The sequence below is a fragment of the Campylobacteraceae bacterium genome, from assembly GCA_013215945.1.
GTDB lineage: Bacteria > Campylobacterota > Campylobacteria > Campylobacterales > Arcobacteraceae > NORP36.
The window spans coordinates 105,244-119,297 of record JABSOM010000007.1 but is presented as its reverse complement, the minus strand read 5'-3'; the positions used below and the strand labels follow the sequence as shown (position 1 = coordinate 119,297).

Annotated in this window: 15 protein-coding genes; 1 reads left to right on the top strand and 14 read right to left on the bottom strand. The window is 27.0% G+C overall.

Annotation, left to right across the window (positions count from 1 at the left end):
* Positions 1 to 262: 262 nt before the first annotated feature.
* The 14 genes from HRT41_08965 to HRT41_08900 all read right to left on the bottom strand — a co-directional run bounded on the left by HRT41_08965 (position 263) and on the right by HRT41_08900 (position 12,830).
* Positions 263 to 796 carry a prepilin-type N-terminal cleavage/methylation domain-containing protein gene (locus HRT41_08965; protein ID NQY24153.1) on the bottom strand — a complete coding sequence of 178 codons (534 nt, stop codon included), beginning with the start codon at positions 794 to 796 and terminating at the stop codon, positions 263 to 265.
* On the bottom strand, positions 796 to 1,191 hold the full coding sequence (locus HRT41_08960) for a prepilin-type N-terminal cleavage/methylation domain-containing protein (GenBank protein NQY24152.1): 396 nt from the start codon (positions 1,189 to 1,191) through the stop codon (positions 796 to 798). The genes HRT41_08965 and HRT41_08960 overlap by 1 nt, the downstream gene beginning before the upstream one ends.
* The gene (locus HRT41_08955) at positions 1,192 to 2,691 is read right to left on the bottom strand and encodes a type II/IV secretion system protein (protein NQY24151.1); all 1,500 of its coding nucleotides are present in this window, start codon (positions 2,689 to 2,691) and stop codon (positions 1,192 to 1,194) included.
* On the bottom strand, positions 2,684 to 4,636 hold the full coding sequence (locus HRT41_08950) for a type II and III secretion system protein:NolW (protein NQY24150.1): 1,953 nt from the start codon (positions 4,634 to 4,636) through the stop codon (positions 2,684 to 2,686). The genes HRT41_08955 and HRT41_08950 overlap by 8 nt, the downstream gene beginning before the upstream one ends.
* The gene (locus HRT41_08945) at positions 4,623 to 5,420 is read right to left on the bottom strand and encodes a PDZ domain-containing protein (protein ID NQY24149.1); all 798 of its coding nucleotides are present in this window, start codon (positions 5,418 to 5,420) and stop codon (positions 4,623 to 4,625) included. Before HRT41_08945 ends, HRT41_08950 begins: the two co-directional genes overlap by 14 nt.
* Positions 5,404 to 5,931, bottom strand: coding sequence for a hypothetical protein (locus HRT41_08940; GenBank protein ID NQY24148.1), 528 nt, complete (start codon positions 5,929 to 5,931; stop codon positions 5,404 to 5,406). Before HRT41_08940 ends, HRT41_08945 begins: the two co-directional genes overlap by 17 nt.
* Positions 5,931 to 6,320 carry a hypothetical protein gene (locus HRT41_08935; protein NQY24147.1) on the bottom strand — a complete coding sequence of 130 codons (390 nt, stop codon included), beginning with the start codon at positions 6,318 to 6,320 and terminating at the stop codon, positions 5,931 to 5,933. The genes HRT41_08940 and HRT41_08935 overlap by 1 nt, the downstream gene beginning before the upstream one ends.
* The gene (locus tag HRT41_08930) at positions 6,317 to 7,246 is read right to left on the bottom strand and encodes a hypothetical protein (protein NQY24146.1); all 930 of its coding nucleotides are present in this window, start codon (positions 7,244 to 7,246) and stop codon (positions 6,317 to 6,319) included. The genes HRT41_08935 and HRT41_08930 overlap by 4 nt, the downstream gene beginning before the upstream one ends.
* A complete protein-coding gene (locus HRT41_08925; protein ID NQY24145.1) occupies positions 7,227 to 7,943 on the bottom strand; it encodes a hypothetical protein in 717 nt (238 codons plus the stop codon). Before HRT41_08925 ends, HRT41_08930 begins: the two co-directional genes overlap by 20 nt.
* A gap of 1 nt (position 7,944) precedes the next feature.
* Entirely contained in the window at positions 7,945 to 9,162 is a 1,218-nt protein-coding gene (locus HRT41_08920; protein ID NQY24144.1) for a type II secretion system F family protein, read from the bottom strand.
* Positions 9,152 to 9,688: a type II secretion system protein gene (locus HRT41_08915; GenBank protein NQY24143.1), complete on the bottom strand. Its 537-nt coding sequence runs from the start codon at positions 9,686 to 9,688 to the stop codon at positions 9,152 to 9,154. Before HRT41_08915 ends, HRT41_08920 begins: the two co-directional genes overlap by 11 nt.
* Positions 9,657 to 10,031: a type II secretion system major pseudopilin GspG gene (gene gspG, locus HRT41_08910; GenBank protein NQY24142.1), complete on the bottom strand. Its 375-nt coding sequence runs from the start codon at positions 10,029 to 10,031 to the stop codon at positions 9,657 to 9,659. The genes HRT41_08915 and gspG overlap by 32 nt, the downstream gene beginning before the upstream one ends.
* A 951-nt stretch (positions 10,032 to 10,982) precedes the next feature.
* Complete coding sequence (locus tag HRT41_08905) at positions 10,983 to 11,597, bottom strand: LysE family translocator (GenBank protein ID NQY24141.1); 615 nt, start codon at positions 11,595 to 11,597, stop codon at positions 10,983 to 10,985.
* Between the two features lie 33 nt (positions 11,598 to 11,630).
* Positions 11,631 to 12,830: an MFS transporter gene (locus HRT41_08900; GenBank protein ID NQY24140.1), complete on the bottom strand. Its 1,200-nt coding sequence runs from the start codon at positions 12,828 to 12,830 to the stop codon at positions 11,631 to 11,633.
* A gap of 78 nt (positions 12,831 to 12,908) precedes the next feature.
* Here HRT41_08900 and HRT41_08895 point away from each other — a divergent pair, with 78 nt between their 5' ends.
* Positions 12,909 to 14,054, top strand: a complete 1,146-nt coding sequence (locus HRT41_08895; protein NQY24139.1) for a multidrug effflux MFS transporter — start codon at positions 12,909 to 12,911, stop codon at positions 14,052 to 14,054.

Below are 14,054 nucleotides of genomic sequence, written 5' to 3'. Positions count from 1 at the left end.
ACCCCTAATTTTACACCCCAGGGACTGAATCTCCACCTCTTTTTATCTCTAATACAGATTAATTAGATTAAATATATAATTTAACTAACTATTTTATAAAAAAATTTAATGACAACTAAACCTAAAATTGATTTCTCTAGATATCATTCTATTATAAACAGAGGGATGAATAAAGGTAAGATATTTAAACACAATAATTATAAATTTATACTTCTTTAAACTATAAATTAAATAGCTTTAATATCCTTTTTTTTCAAAAGATTTATTTAATTTTTTTAGCCATTACAAGAGAAGTGATTAGTATTTCTTTAGTATTCTTTTGTTTTAATAAGATAGTGACAGCATTATTTTTGCTGTAGTTTTTGCTAAATGTTGCTAAAGAAAATATTTCGATGTTTTTTAATAGAAGGTCAACATAAGCATTTTCTAAACTTTCATGTGTAAAATTTTTAAAATTTATTTTATTTAAACTTTCAATTCTGAGTAAATTTTTTTCTCTTGAGACAAGATAATATATATATTTGTAAAAAACATCATGGTACATATTATTACTTTGTATTTCTAAGAGTGAAAACTCAGCTGTGTTATCTATATTAAGAACACTTGATGCTTCTAAAATATCTTCTACAATAATTTGTTTTACACTGTTTTGAAGCATATTTTTTTCTATTTTATCTTCAAAAATTTTATTAGAAAAGTTTGTCATGTCTAAAGTTTTATACATAAAAAGCAAGATAATAGAAAATAGTGTAATAGAAATAATCACTTCTATTAAAGTAAAAGCTTTTAATTTCATTAGTTTATCTTAAAAAAATAGTATTTTTTTTGTGTGTCTTTATTTGAGAATAGGCCTTCATATGCTTTAAACTCAATATTATTCAAGCTAGAAACTTCATATACTTTACTTTTTAATGCTGTGTTTTTTACTGTTATTTTAAAGTCTTTAACGTTTTTATTATGTTCATATTTTTGAAAACTTAAAACATCAGAAAGATATATATTTTCATTATTTATATTCTGAAAAGATGAAGATAAAACAAAGGATGAAAAATAAGCATTCTTTTCTTGTGAGTCTTGTGCTTTATCTACGAGATAGAGATTTTGTTCTTTTAGATTTAATAAAAGTACAATTACAAAAGACATTAAAGTAATTGAAATAATAACTTCTATTAAAGTAAAGGCTTTTTTCATTTACAGACCAATTCGTATTGCTTCATTAAAAGAGGTTTTACCTTCTTCTAATAGATGTATCATTTGAATACTTAAACTTATCATTCCATTATCAATAGCAATTTTCATTAAAGTAGAATCATCTACATCCTGTTTTAAGCACTCTTTTATTTCTTCAGTAATAATAAACAATTCCCCAATAGCAACTCTTCCTTTATATCCAGTGTAATTACATATTTTACATCCCTTTGCTTTATAAATTTTTGAATTTATTTCTAGGGTGAAGGTATCATGATGGGAACTTAAAATATCTACTTCTTTACATTGTTCACACAATATTCGTACCAACCTTTGTGCAAGAACAGCTAATAAAGAAGAAGAAAGAAGATATTTTTCAACCCCCATATCAATTAATCTTGTTATTGCAGCAGGTGCTCTATTCGTATGTAAGGTTGAAAACAATAAATGACCCGTTAATGCTGCTTGAATAGATATAGAAGCCGTTTCTTCATCTCTAATCTCCCCTAACATAATAATATCAGGATCTTGTCTTAGAATGGAGCGTAAGCCACTTGCAAAAGTAAGCCCAACTTTTGCATTGACTTGAATTTGAGATATATTATTGGATTTGTATTCTACTGGATCTTCTATGGTTATAATATTTTGTTCTTCACTTTTAATTTTATGCAATAAAGAATGCAAAGTGGTTGATTTTCCACTTCCTGTTGGACCAGTTACTAATATCATGCCATAAGAATTATATAAAACTTTATCCAGACCTTCTCTTACTTGTGAAGAAAAGCCCAAACCTTCTAAAGATAAAATATCTTCACTTTGCATAAGTATTCTCATAACCACTCTTTCCCCATAAAAAGTAGGTAAAATGGAAACCCTAATATCCAAGGTTTTCTTAGATATTTTAATTTGTGTACGTCCATCTTGTGGAATTCTTTTTTCAGAAATATCAAGGTTTGAAATTACTTTTATTCTTGATATTACTAAAGCCATGATATTTTTATCCAACTCAATATGTTTTGAGAGAACCCCATCCATTCGATACCTTACTTCACCTTTATATTCATGCATTTCAATATGAATATCTGAAGCATTTTTTTTAATGGCTTGATAAAACAGTGCATTAACGAACTTGATTATGGGAGCTGATTCTTCTGAGCTTAAAATATCAGAGCCCACTTTTAAAAATTCATCTAATGTAAAATCATCCTCTTGCATTTGAGCGTTTTCTTGTTCTTCTTGAATCTTGGACATTTGTTTATCCGCTCGAAAATCAACAAATTTTGAAAAAAGTTTTTCATAAGATATTTCATCTAAAAATTTCACTTCGTAAGAATATTCATATTTTGAAAGATAATCAAAAGCAATTTCTAAATGTAAAGAGCTTACAGCAATAATAGTATTATTTTCATATTCACTAAACAATACAAAGTTTTTTAAGGCCAATTCGTACCCTTCAAGGATATGAGGCGTGAGGTTTAAATCATGCAGTTCTTCTTTAATCATGACCCATTAACCTGTTAATCTTTTCTTGTCTTTCTTTCATAAAGGTATTCGATATTTTCTTCTTTTTATTTTGAGATACTACTTGATTAGCTAAGGCAATTTTAACTTTTTTAAGTTTTTTTTCTCGTTTTTTATCATTTTTATCATTTTTTAATTTGTTTTCTAAGAGCCTTAGTTCCATATCTTTGGTATATTTTGATTCCAATGCTTTTAATTGTGCAAGCTGATTTCTTACATAAGATAAATCCCTAGATTTAGGAATAATATAAGGAGTAATGACAATTACAAGGTTCTTTTGAACATTACTTTCACTTTTATTCCTAAATAAAGCTCCAATAAGAGGAAGATCCCCTAAAAAAGGTACTTTAGTATTGGTTTCTTCCATTTTATTCTCAATAAGCCCCCCAATAATAACGGATTCTCCATTGTTTACAATAGCTGTTGTTTTGACTTCTTTTTTAGAGGTATCAGGGTTTCCACTAACAGAAACCGTTTGTTTTACCCCTTCTAAAATTGTTTCTATTGAGAGCGTCACTTTATTATCATTCGAAATACGAGGTTTTACTTTTAAGGTAAGTCCTATATCTTCTCTTTTAAAAGAATCATTGGTAACACCTCCATCCGTTGTACTAGAGCCTGTTTTAATAGAAATAGTTTCCCCTACATAAATAGAACATTCTTTATTATTTATACATAAAATAGAGGGTTCTGAAACAATATCCAGCGCATAGTTTTCTTTTAGTAAATTAATACTGGCCCCTAGTGCAAGTCCAGAGCTTATATTAGGCAAAACAAGTCCGATACTTGAAGTATCAAAAGCCAAAGCTTTCCCTCCATTAAGTGCTGATGAAAAAGTAAAAATTCCATTTGAATTTCCACGTCCTCCCGCAATTCCATATTTTGCCCCTACTTCAGAAACAAGACTTTCGTTCACTTCAATAATTCTAGCTTGTACATATACTTGCAATTTATCTTTGTCAAGTTTAGAAATCAATTCTTTAATAAACTCTATTTCGTCTAAAGGCCCAGCTAAAATAATAGAATTTGATTCTTCGTCAATCGAGCTTAGAGGTTTCATATTAGGGTCTAGGTATTTTTTCTTTCCTATAATGGCATCAATTATCTTGATAACATTTTTAGCTTCTACATTTTTTAAAGAAATTACTTCTACTACTCTTTTTATAAGTGATCCGCTACTGTCATTGGATAAAAGCTGTTTTTTTAAAAAAAATACATTTTGTTTTTTTCCAACTAAAGTAATTGAATTATTGTTTTTATTCACAATAATGGATACTTTCTCTTTAAGTATTTTTTCATTATATATTGATTTGGCTACATGCTTTAAATTAGTTGAGGCAAGTTTTGCATCTATGTTTTTAAGCTTCACTATTTCAATAACTTTTGCATTTCCCAAGGTTATTAAATTAACTACCTTTTGTATGGTTTTAATATTAGAAGAAAAATCAGTGATTACAATAGAATTAGATTCTTTATCTGTTACTAATTTTGCAGATTTTGAAATAAGATGGCGTACTTTTGAAGCCACATAATCAACATTAGAATATGAAACCCTAAAAACCTTAGTTACCATTTGAAAATACTCTTTAGATGTTGAATTAATAATAGGAGTGTTGTATTTAGCCGTATCATTAATTCTAACAATTCTTAAAATATCACCATTTTCTACAATAGTAAAACCTTTTGCTTGCAAAACATAAATCAATATATTAATAATTTCATCTTTTTTCACCGAAGTATTAGAAATAAAGTCTACTTTTCCTTTTATTGGGGAGGTAAGAAGAATGTTCTTGTTTATTATTTTAGAGGTGATTTTAATTAGGTCTTTTATCTCTAAATCTTTAAAATTAACATTAATGTTATCACCTTTAGCTAAAACACATATGTTCAATAATACTATTGCTATAAAAACTTTAATTAATTTCATAATTTAACTCCACCATTTTATTGTTTCGTAATACTTCTACTGAAAAATGTTCCATTTCATTGATATTTTTATACAATTCGAACGCATATGCAGAAGAGTCTATATTTTTTTTATTAACTCTTTTAATCACGTCCCCTTTTTTTAAACCCAATTTATCAAACACAGAGTTTTGTGTGATATTTATAATTTGGAAACCTTTTGTTTTGTTTTTTATTTTTATTTCTTTAAGGCTTATATTGTTCCATATTTTTGAAAGATTATTCATATACGTATTTAAATATACCCGTGATATGGTAATCCCTGTTTGACTTACTTTAAGTTCTTCTTTTTTTTCTTTGTTAATTGAATATTCTACATTAGAAGATAACTTTATCAAAACAACTTTATATTCTTTTTCATCTTTTTCTAGAACAATATATGTATTAAAGAGTTTTTTTAGAGTATAGGTCTTAAAATCCTGTCCTACAGTTATTATAGAGGACTTCTTTGTATTCTTATCTTCAAGGATTGCTAACCCTTCATTATTTTTTTGAGCATAAATTGCTTTTACACGTATTTTATCCACTGTAAAATACTCTTTTTTTATACTCTCTTCTTCTTTTAGCAGAGGGGCTTTATTAAAAAAAGTATTATATGTGCTGTAGTTTATTCGATTCTTTGATTCTATTTTATTTTGTATTGGATTTTTAGGAAGATACACAAACAAAACAGCATTAACTCCATAAGCGAATAAAAAAATATATAAATAAGGCAAAAGAAGTTTAAGTTTATAATTGATATTCATACGAATAACCTTTTTTTTCTTTTTTCATTTCTTGTAAAATATTCTTATATTTTATATCCATCAAAGTGCTTTGATCAAGTTTTAATTTCAAACGCTTAGAAAGAAAAGAAAAAGTGCCTTCTACTTTACCAAAGTTCCCATGGGCTTTTAAGCTGAGGAAAGAAGGCGAAAAAATAGAATAAGAAAGATACACTTTCTCAATTTTAGAAGGATAGGAATCAATAAAACCTTTCTTTATATTAATAGTATTAATTTCAAGTGTATTATAGAAAACATAAAAAGTAAAATCAATTTCATCTACAGATGAAAAAGATGATTTATTAAAATTTATATCTATAGAAGAGAGTTCCAAGCTGAAAAAGGATTCTTTTATTTTTTCATTGGAGAATACAATATTGTATTTTTTTAACTCTTTTTCAAAAAAATAATATACGTTTTCTTTAGGTAAAGTAAGAAGAATTATTAAAAGAAAAAAGAAGATATAAGAAAAGAGTTTAAAAAGTTTTTTCATTATTTCAACCTTATCTCTGCTAAGACTAAATTTTGTGTGATTTCAAGCTTTATAAATATAAAGTTTGAATTAAGTAGTTTATTTAAAAAAGCAGCAAGTTTTTTCTCATTCTTAGTTTCCATTTTTATTTTAATGGAAGCTGGTAACTCTACTTTTACAAGCTGTTCTGATCTAAAATTTCGAAGTATTATATTAATATCTCTTTTTATTTTATTTTTGTTTAACCAATCCTTTTTAATATGGGCATATTGTGTAGCTGTATTTAAAAAAATATTTAAAGATTCAAACGATTTTTTATTTTCTTCTTTTTTAAGATCGAGAATGAAAAAACTCACAAAAGCAAGAAGAACAAATAAAAGTAAAATATACAAAGGATTTATCTTATTCATATAAACAACTCAATTCTTAAGGTATTTTTAAAAAAATAGGCTTTTTTAATAGAGTATTTTTTTTCAATATATTTTTTAAATTTATTTGAATTTGTAGTATTAACATACACAATTAGGGAATCGTCTTCTATTTTTATTTTTTTGAAAATAATATTTTTTTCTATCTTTTTATAAAAAACAAGATGCTTGATTTGTGCCCGAATTTTGATATTTTCTTCTATCTTTTTATCATAATTCTTGATAATGGACTTAGTTTGAAGCATGGTAGAAGGTAAATGATAACGTTTTTTTATATTTTGCATTTCATTTTTATTTTTGTTAATTTCTGTTTTATATATCAGTATTTTTAAAACATTAAGGGAGGAAAGGAAGAATAAAAAAGTAAGTAGTAAATAAAGATATTTTTTATCTATAAGGCTTTTATAAAGTTTTAATGCTACTTTTGTTTTTGATAGCTTTAACCCTTGTAAGTTATTATCTAGTACTGGTATTTCTTTTACGTTTACATTTTTAGGTACTTTTACTAGAATCGTATTTATGTACATATAACTAGTCTCATTTAAAGAAAAAGATTCATAATCTTTAAACTCATTCTGGGCAAAATAAATATTTTTTATCAGTGAAATAGGAAACTTTAACTTTTTAATCATATTGTAAATTTCATCATTATTATATGCAAAACATAAAAATTTTCTATCTGCTAATTTTATAGCTTGATAAGAATAATTATTGAAGGGAAGAAACTCTTCAAATAAATCAGGAAGTATTTCTATAGCAGCAGCTACTGATTTAACAGGAAGTTCAAAAAATCTGGTCCAATAAAACTCAGGAGATAAAATCAAAGACATTTTTTCATTTGGAATAATTTTTGTAGTATTTTTTTCTAAGAAAAATATCTTTACTGGTTTATTTGAAAGTAAATGCAAAATCAATTACTCCTGTGTTATTTGTCTTTTTCTCAATATCCAAAATAAAATGAGAACGATATTCTTGTTTATTTATTTTAAAGTCTAAAGTACATAATATATATTGAATATTATTGTTTTGTTTCTTTTCACTTTCTCTAAAAGTGATGGGTAAAAATCCAATTTTCTCTATAAGTTCATTTGCTTCTTTACGATAAGTTTTTTGAAGATAATCACTCATTATATTATTAACTTGCTTAGAGTTAATAATTGGATTTTCTTTTGTAATTTTATAGCGAAGGAAGTAACTATTTACCACGTCTTTAAAAATATTTATCTCCCCATTATTTTCATTAAATATTATTTCTATTTTTTGTAAAAAAAGTTTTTTCTTTTTTTTGTCACTCAGACTAAAGTCATTAATATTAATCTCTTTATTATATTTTGAAAGTGTAAGACTAAAATCAATGCCTTTAATATGAAAAGGAAGGCTTAGTTCTTCTTTTTTTGATATAAAGCTATCATATCTCTCATCTTTTGAGAAATAAGACAGCAATTCTTCTTGCGCATTTTTGATTAATAGTATGACTTGTGTATTGTTATGTTCTTTATTTACACTGCTTAAATATATTTCACCTGAAGATAAGTTCTTAAAAACCAAAAGTGAAATAGCAGAGATAAAAAGAAGAGTAATCAGTAAAACGATAGATTTTTTCATCTTAAGATATATTCATAGAAAAAATAGGTAAAAGCATAGCAATTACAATAAAACCAATGATAAGACCAACAAGAAGCATGAAGATAGGCTCTAATAAAGATAAAAAGATATTGATTTTATCTTTATTGGATTCATTGTAGAGTGTTGCTAGGTTGTTTAGTATTTCACTTAAAGTGCTTGTTTCCTCTCCTATAGCAATAGCATGAACAAAAGCTTCATCTAACTTATAATGTTTATTATTGTCCAAAACCTTTGAAAGTTTTTCTCCCTCAACTATTTTACTGGCACCTTCTTCAAATATCTTTTTAATAAGTAAGTTTTTTATAATATTTGAACTTAATTGTACGGCTTGGACAAAAGGGATACCAGAGCGCATTAAAATAGAATTCATATAAGAAAAACGGCTAAGTTCGCCTAATTCTAACAAACCAGAGAAAAAAGGTATTTTTAAAAGATATTTATCTATAACATATTTAAAAGCTTCATATTTATGAAGGCAAACAACAAAAGTAAAAATGCAAATAAGAAGAAAAAAACTTAAGTAAAAAAAATTCTTTTCAAAAAAGTCACCTAAGTTAATAACGAAAACAGTAATAGCGGGTAATTCTTGATCAAGCTGATCAAAAACTGCTGTAAGTTTAGGAACAATGAAAGAGAGCATGAATCCCACCATTAAAAAAGAAATCCCTAATATAAACATAGGATATATCATAGCTTGTGAAATTTGTTTTTTGATTCTATCTTGTTCTTTTAGAAATGTGGCTAATTCAAGTAAAACACTTTGAAGCAAACCCCCATTCTCGGAGATTTTAATACTTTGTTTATAAAATTCTGGGACTTCAAAAATATTTTGTTCTTCTAATGCCGTATAGAAATTTTTTCCTTCATCTAAAAATGTATGTAAAGAAGTGAAAAAGGCATTGAGTTTTTTATTTTTTTTATGAGATTGGGAAAGAAGTTTAAGGGCATTTATCAAAGAAATTCCTGCTGTTAAATAAATACTTAAATCTCTACTGAATGTGGCAAGTAAGGTATTGTTGATTTTTCTTTTTTTAAAGGTAAAATGTTTTGTATTAAATATCGCCTCATCTTTTTCTATACTTTTTATGAAAATCTTTTTATTTTTTATTTTAGCTTTGGCACCATGTAAGGAGATAGCTTCAATTTTGGCTTTTACTTTATTGCCTTCATAATCAATACCAGTATATTTAAAAAGCATCACTTACCTCAATTTTTAAATTTTCGTAATAATCTTCATATGAACCTAAGGTTTCAAATATACGTACTTCGTCTTGGATTGAATTATAAAAATAAAATAAGGTATTGGCCTCAAGAAGAATGTCTTTACTTTTGTAGTCCTTATCAAATGCCAATTCAAAAACAACAGAATAGGAAATATTATCTATTGTAATATCTAAAAACTCTAGGATTTCATTGTTTTGATATACAACAGGAGTTGAAGAGAAAAGATTTTTTACTTCAAAATTCTCTATACGCTTATTATCTACAAAAATATAACAAGTAGTATCCGTACAAGAAAAAGTAAGATTTTCCTCAAACTTAAAATGTTTTTTAAGATAACTTTTTATATTTACCAAGCTTGGTTTTTCTTTTTTATTCGAATACAAAGTCATTTTTGGTAAAAATAAAGTATAAGTAAGTGAAATTAAAACAATAACAAGTATTAATTCTACTAAAGAAAAAGATGATTTTTTATTTACTGCATTTACTGTAATAAATGTCATCGCTCACACTTTCTTTTTTATCTGGCCCAAAAGAAATCAAATCAAATTTTTCATCGTTATGGGTATAAATATATTCATTTTTCCAAGGATCTTTTGGTAATTTACCTTCATCAAAATACTTTTTTGAAGATAATATGTTAAGCCCCTCTTGGGTACTTGGATAGCTACTATAATCAATTTTGTATAATTTTAAGGTTTGAGAAATACTCTTCATTTGAATACACACAATTTTTGCTTTTGATTCTTCACCTTTGCCAATTAAGTTAGGCAGTACCAAAGTGGCTAATAATCCCAAAATAAGGATAACTACAATTAATTCCATTAATGAGAAAGCGTTTTTCAAATTTTTTCCTAATGCATCTAAATATACGTAAAGAGATAAATATGATGTCAAATTTTATTTACAAAATAGCATAAAAATGGTAACTAAGTCTAGTATTATATTTTAATAGAAATTTTCTTTATTTAAGATTTAAATTATTGTTACGAGTTAGTGGTACTAATACTGATAACAAAAAACATATCTTTATCATTATTAAAAACATTACAGCGGCTTACACCTCTATTAATTATATGTTGATATCCCGCTAAATCTATTCTTATTCTTGTTAGAATTTTATTCCCAAGTTTAAAGTTTAAAGTTTAAATAATATATTTTATTATCTAATGAAAATTGATTTAATTGAAAAATGGAGATTCATTCTCTGGGGTGTAATTTTGGGGTGTAATTTTCTCTGGGGTGTAATTTTGGTGTAATTTTTAATTTTAAAAGCTTGTGGAAATCAAGAGTAGAAATCTACTCTTAATTGAAAGAAAAGGACTAGTATGAATTTTAAAATTTCAAGTTTTTTTAAGGTGGTAACTGTCCCCTTTAATTTGAGGTCTGCCTTTTATTTTTTTAAAACTAATTTATATCCCATAATAAATATTACTGATAACATTGTAAAAAAAGTAAAAGTATCAATAATTGTTGCACTTTTCATAGTATATCCATATCTATACAATTGAAATATATTATAAAGTTCAGAATGAAGTAAGGTTTCTTTATAATAAATAAGAGAAACACTACACAAAACCATTAATAGAGTACTTAGAATATTGATATGTTTGTATTTATTTGCTAGCTTATACATTAAGATAAGAAATAATAACGAAAATACTATATACAAGATCAGTCCCATCTATTTCCCCCTCTTATAAATACTATTTACACTAGATACACTTTCAAATTTCGGTGACAGTATACTTACTAATCTTTGCAACTTATCCCACTAGAGGTTGAATCGTCACCTCTTTATTTAGCCAATAAATAAAACCCAGCTAATCCCATAATAGAACCTGCTGTTGCATTTAATTTTTTAACAGAAGACTCTTTTGTTAATAACTGTCTTGCTCTGTGTGCTGAGTAAGAAATAAGAATTAAACCGCACATTAATGCACAAAAGGTGATGACGGAGATAATTATCATATCGTTTGAACTCAATGCAGTTAAATCTACAAACGTTGGTAAAAATGCAATATAAAAAATAATCACTTTGGGATTAGAAGCAGATATTAAAAAACCTTTTGAAAAATTTCCAAAATAAGAACGGTAAGATTTTTTCACATTTTCTACATTTTTATCAATAGGTGCTGTAAAAATTTTATATCCCAAATAAATTAAATATAAACCTCCAACAATACTAATAAAATCAAAAACACCAGCATAGTTTTTAGCCAAAGAAACCAAACCATAAAAAGCAAGAATTAAATATACTACATCTGAAACTGCCATTCCAACACCTAAATAAATAGAGGTTCTCATGCCATTATTTAAAGAATTGGAGATAAGTGCAAAAACACCAGGTCCAGGAGTAATTCCAAAAATAAATATAGCCAGTGCAAATGTAATCATGCTTTCATATGACATGGTTTTTCCTTTTTGAAAAAGTATAACAAAAATCTAAGACTTTTGCGCTTTTATTTTTTTATCATCCATATTAATATGTACAAGGGCTGCTAAAATAGCTAAAAAGACAGATGCCCACCAAATACTATTATAAGACCCTGTTTCATCATAAACAATTCCACCCAACCAAGCTCCTGTAAAACTTCCTAACTGGTGGAATAAAAATACGATTCCATATAAAGTACCTAAAGCTTTAATACCAAAGATTTGAACAACCATACCAGAGGTTAAAGGAACAGTAGCTAACCAAAGAAGTCCAATACACGCACCAAATAATAAAGCTGTATTGTCATTAAATGGCAATATTAACATTAACGCAAATACAATAGATCTTAAAAAATACAGTATTACTAAAAGTTTTCTCTTAGAATATCTGTCCCCTAAATATCCAAAAGTAAATGAGCCAATAATATTAAACAAACCAATAAAAGAAAAAGCCAACATAGCAATAGAAGGAGATATTCCTTCATCGCTTAAATACGTGGGAAAATGCGTGGCTACAAAAGCAACATGAAAACCACAAACAAAAAAACCTATATTTAAACGTATATATCCACTATGTGTTCGGCAGACTTTTAAGGCATGTTTTAGACTTATTTCTTCAGTACTTGTACTTATGTCATGTTTTGCATCTACTTTCATTAAAGCACCTGCAATTAGCATTAAAAGCGTAAAACAACAAAAGATATAAAAAACTTGATTGCTTTGGAGAGTTTCTAATAATTTTTGAGTAAGAGGAATAAAAATAAACATACCAAAAGAACCAGCAGCAGTTGCTAAACCAAAGACAGTACTTCTTATATTTGAGGGCACTACTTTGGCAATAATTCCCAAAACTACTACATAAGTAGATGCACTTAAAGCAAGCCCAATTAAAAAACCTAAACTGAGATATAAACCATAAGCATCACTTATAAGCGTAACGGCATATAAACCAAGGGTGTATAAAAAAGAGCCTACAACTAGTAGTTTATAACCGCCGTATTTATCTGCTAAATAGCCCACAAAAGGCTGGGCTAAACCAAATAAAAGATGCTGAATTGCAAGGGTTAAACCAAAAGAGGCTCTTGAGATATCTAGGCTTTCTTCAAAACTAGGCAAGAACATTCCAAAACTTTGTCTTACTCCCATGGCAATTATTAAAGTAAATATTCCTAAAGCAATAATTTTATACATCAAATATTTTTGGCTCAATTTTTTATCCTGTGTTTCTATATTAAAAGGAGTATAACAAATGCAAACTCAAAGTCAGTTTTTTGTATGATATCATTCATGAAAACAGCACACAATCACTTACAACTTATTTTATTATTAGCGCTTTTGTCTTCGGTAACTCCTTTAGCTATTGATGCCTATTTACCGGCCATTCCTGCTATGGCAAACGATTTTGGCGTGGCAATTTCCAATATTGAAATTACTATTAGTATTTATTTATTCTTTTTTGCTTTTGGACAATTTGTGGGAGGAATATTATCCGATAGAATGGGAAGAAAAAATACAGCAATGTTAGGGCTCTTTGGCTTTTGTATTTCTTCTTTTATTTTATTTTTGGCAAATACCCTTGAACTGCTTTATATTTTTAGAGGTATTCAAGCCTTTTTCGGAGCAATGGCGGTTGTAAATACAGGGGCTATTGTTCGTGATTTATTTAAAGGTAAAGAAGCTGCAAAAGTTTTTTCAACCATTGCTTCTATAATGATGATAGCGCCAATGATTGCACCTACTTTAGGTTCTCTTGTTATCTCATTTTTTGTATGGAATTATATTTTCTTATTTTTAGGAATTTATTCTCTTTTTGTTCTTATACTAATCTATTTTAAACTTCCCGTAACAGGCGTGAGAAGTAATACTAAAATAGTTCAAGCCTATCTTAATGTTTTAAAACACAAACAAGCAATAGCCTATATTTTGGCGGTATCTTTTGCTTTTGCTGGAATGTTTATTTTTATTCAAAAAAGCCCTTTTATTTATATGGAATATTTTTCTATTTCGCAAGATGTTTTTCCTTTATTTTTTGCTGCAAATGTACTTACTATGATTGTTTTTACACGTATTAATATCAAACTTATTAAAGATATTCCCCCTGCACAAATATTAAAATATGGAATATATTTACAAATATTTGCAGGGCTTGTTTTAATAGTCATTTCTTTTAATCCCAATTTATATGCTGTACTTATTTTTTTGATGTTATACATAGGTTCGCTTGGTTTTATTTTTGGAAATGCAATGGCTTGTGCTTTGGATTTTTTTAAAAAAGATGCAGGAGTCGCAAATGCGGTTATTGGTATTAGTGAGTTTTCAATTGGAGGTTTAATTGGTTTTTTAGCTTCTTTGATTGAAACAACAAACCTGACTCCTATTTTTATTATGATGAGTATTACAGCACTTTTAGCTTTATTTGCTTTAAAAAGATAA

Excerpts from the sequence above, each read along its gene's own strand:
- HRT41_08915 (NQY24143.1), bottom strand. The coding sequence starts at position 9,688 with ATGACATTTATTACAGTAAATGCAGTAAATAAAAAATCATCTTTTTCT.
- HRT41_08895 (NQY24139.1), top strand. The coding sequence starts at position 12,909 with ATGAAAACAGCACACAATCACTTACAACTTATTTTATTATTAGCGCTT.
- HRT41_08940 (NQY24148.1), bottom strand. The coding sequence starts at position 5,931 with ATGAAAAAACTTTTTAAACTCTTTTCTTATATCTTCTTTTTTCTTTTA.
- HRT41_08945 (NQY24149.1), bottom strand. The coding sequence starts at position 5,420 with ATGAATATCAATTATAAACTTAAACTTCTTTTGCCTTATTTATATATT.
- HRT41_08960 (NQY24152.1), bottom strand. The coding sequence starts at position 1,191 with ATGAAAAAAGCCTTTACTTTAATAGAAGTTATTATTTCAATTACTTTA.
- HRT41_08925 (NQY24145.1), bottom strand. The coding sequence starts at position 7,943 with ATGAAAAAATCTATCGTTTTACTGATTACTCTTCTTTTTATCTCTGCT.
- HRT41_08955 (NQY24151.1), bottom strand. The coding sequence starts at position 2,691 with ATGATTAAAGAAGAACTGCATGATTTAAACCTCACGCCTCATATCCTT.
- HRT41_08965 (NQY24153.1), bottom strand. The coding sequence starts at position 796 with ATGAAATTAAAAGCTTTTACTTTAATAGAAGTGATTATTTCTATTACA.
- HRT41_08920 (NQY24144.1), bottom strand. The coding sequence starts at position 9,162 with ATGCTTTTTAAATATACTGGTATTGATTATGAAGGCAATAAAGTAAAA.
- HRT41_08935 (NQY24147.1), bottom strand. The coding sequence starts at position 6,320 with ATGAATAAGATAAATCCTTTGTATATTTTACTTTTATTTGTTCTTCTT.
- HRT41_08950 (NQY24150.1), bottom strand. The coding sequence starts at position 4,636 with ATGAAATTAATTAAAGTTTTTATAGCAATAGTATTATTGAACATATGT.
- HRT41_08905 (NQY24141.1), bottom strand. The coding sequence starts at position 11,597 with ATGTCATATGAAAGCATGATTACATTTGCACTGGCTATATTTATTTTT.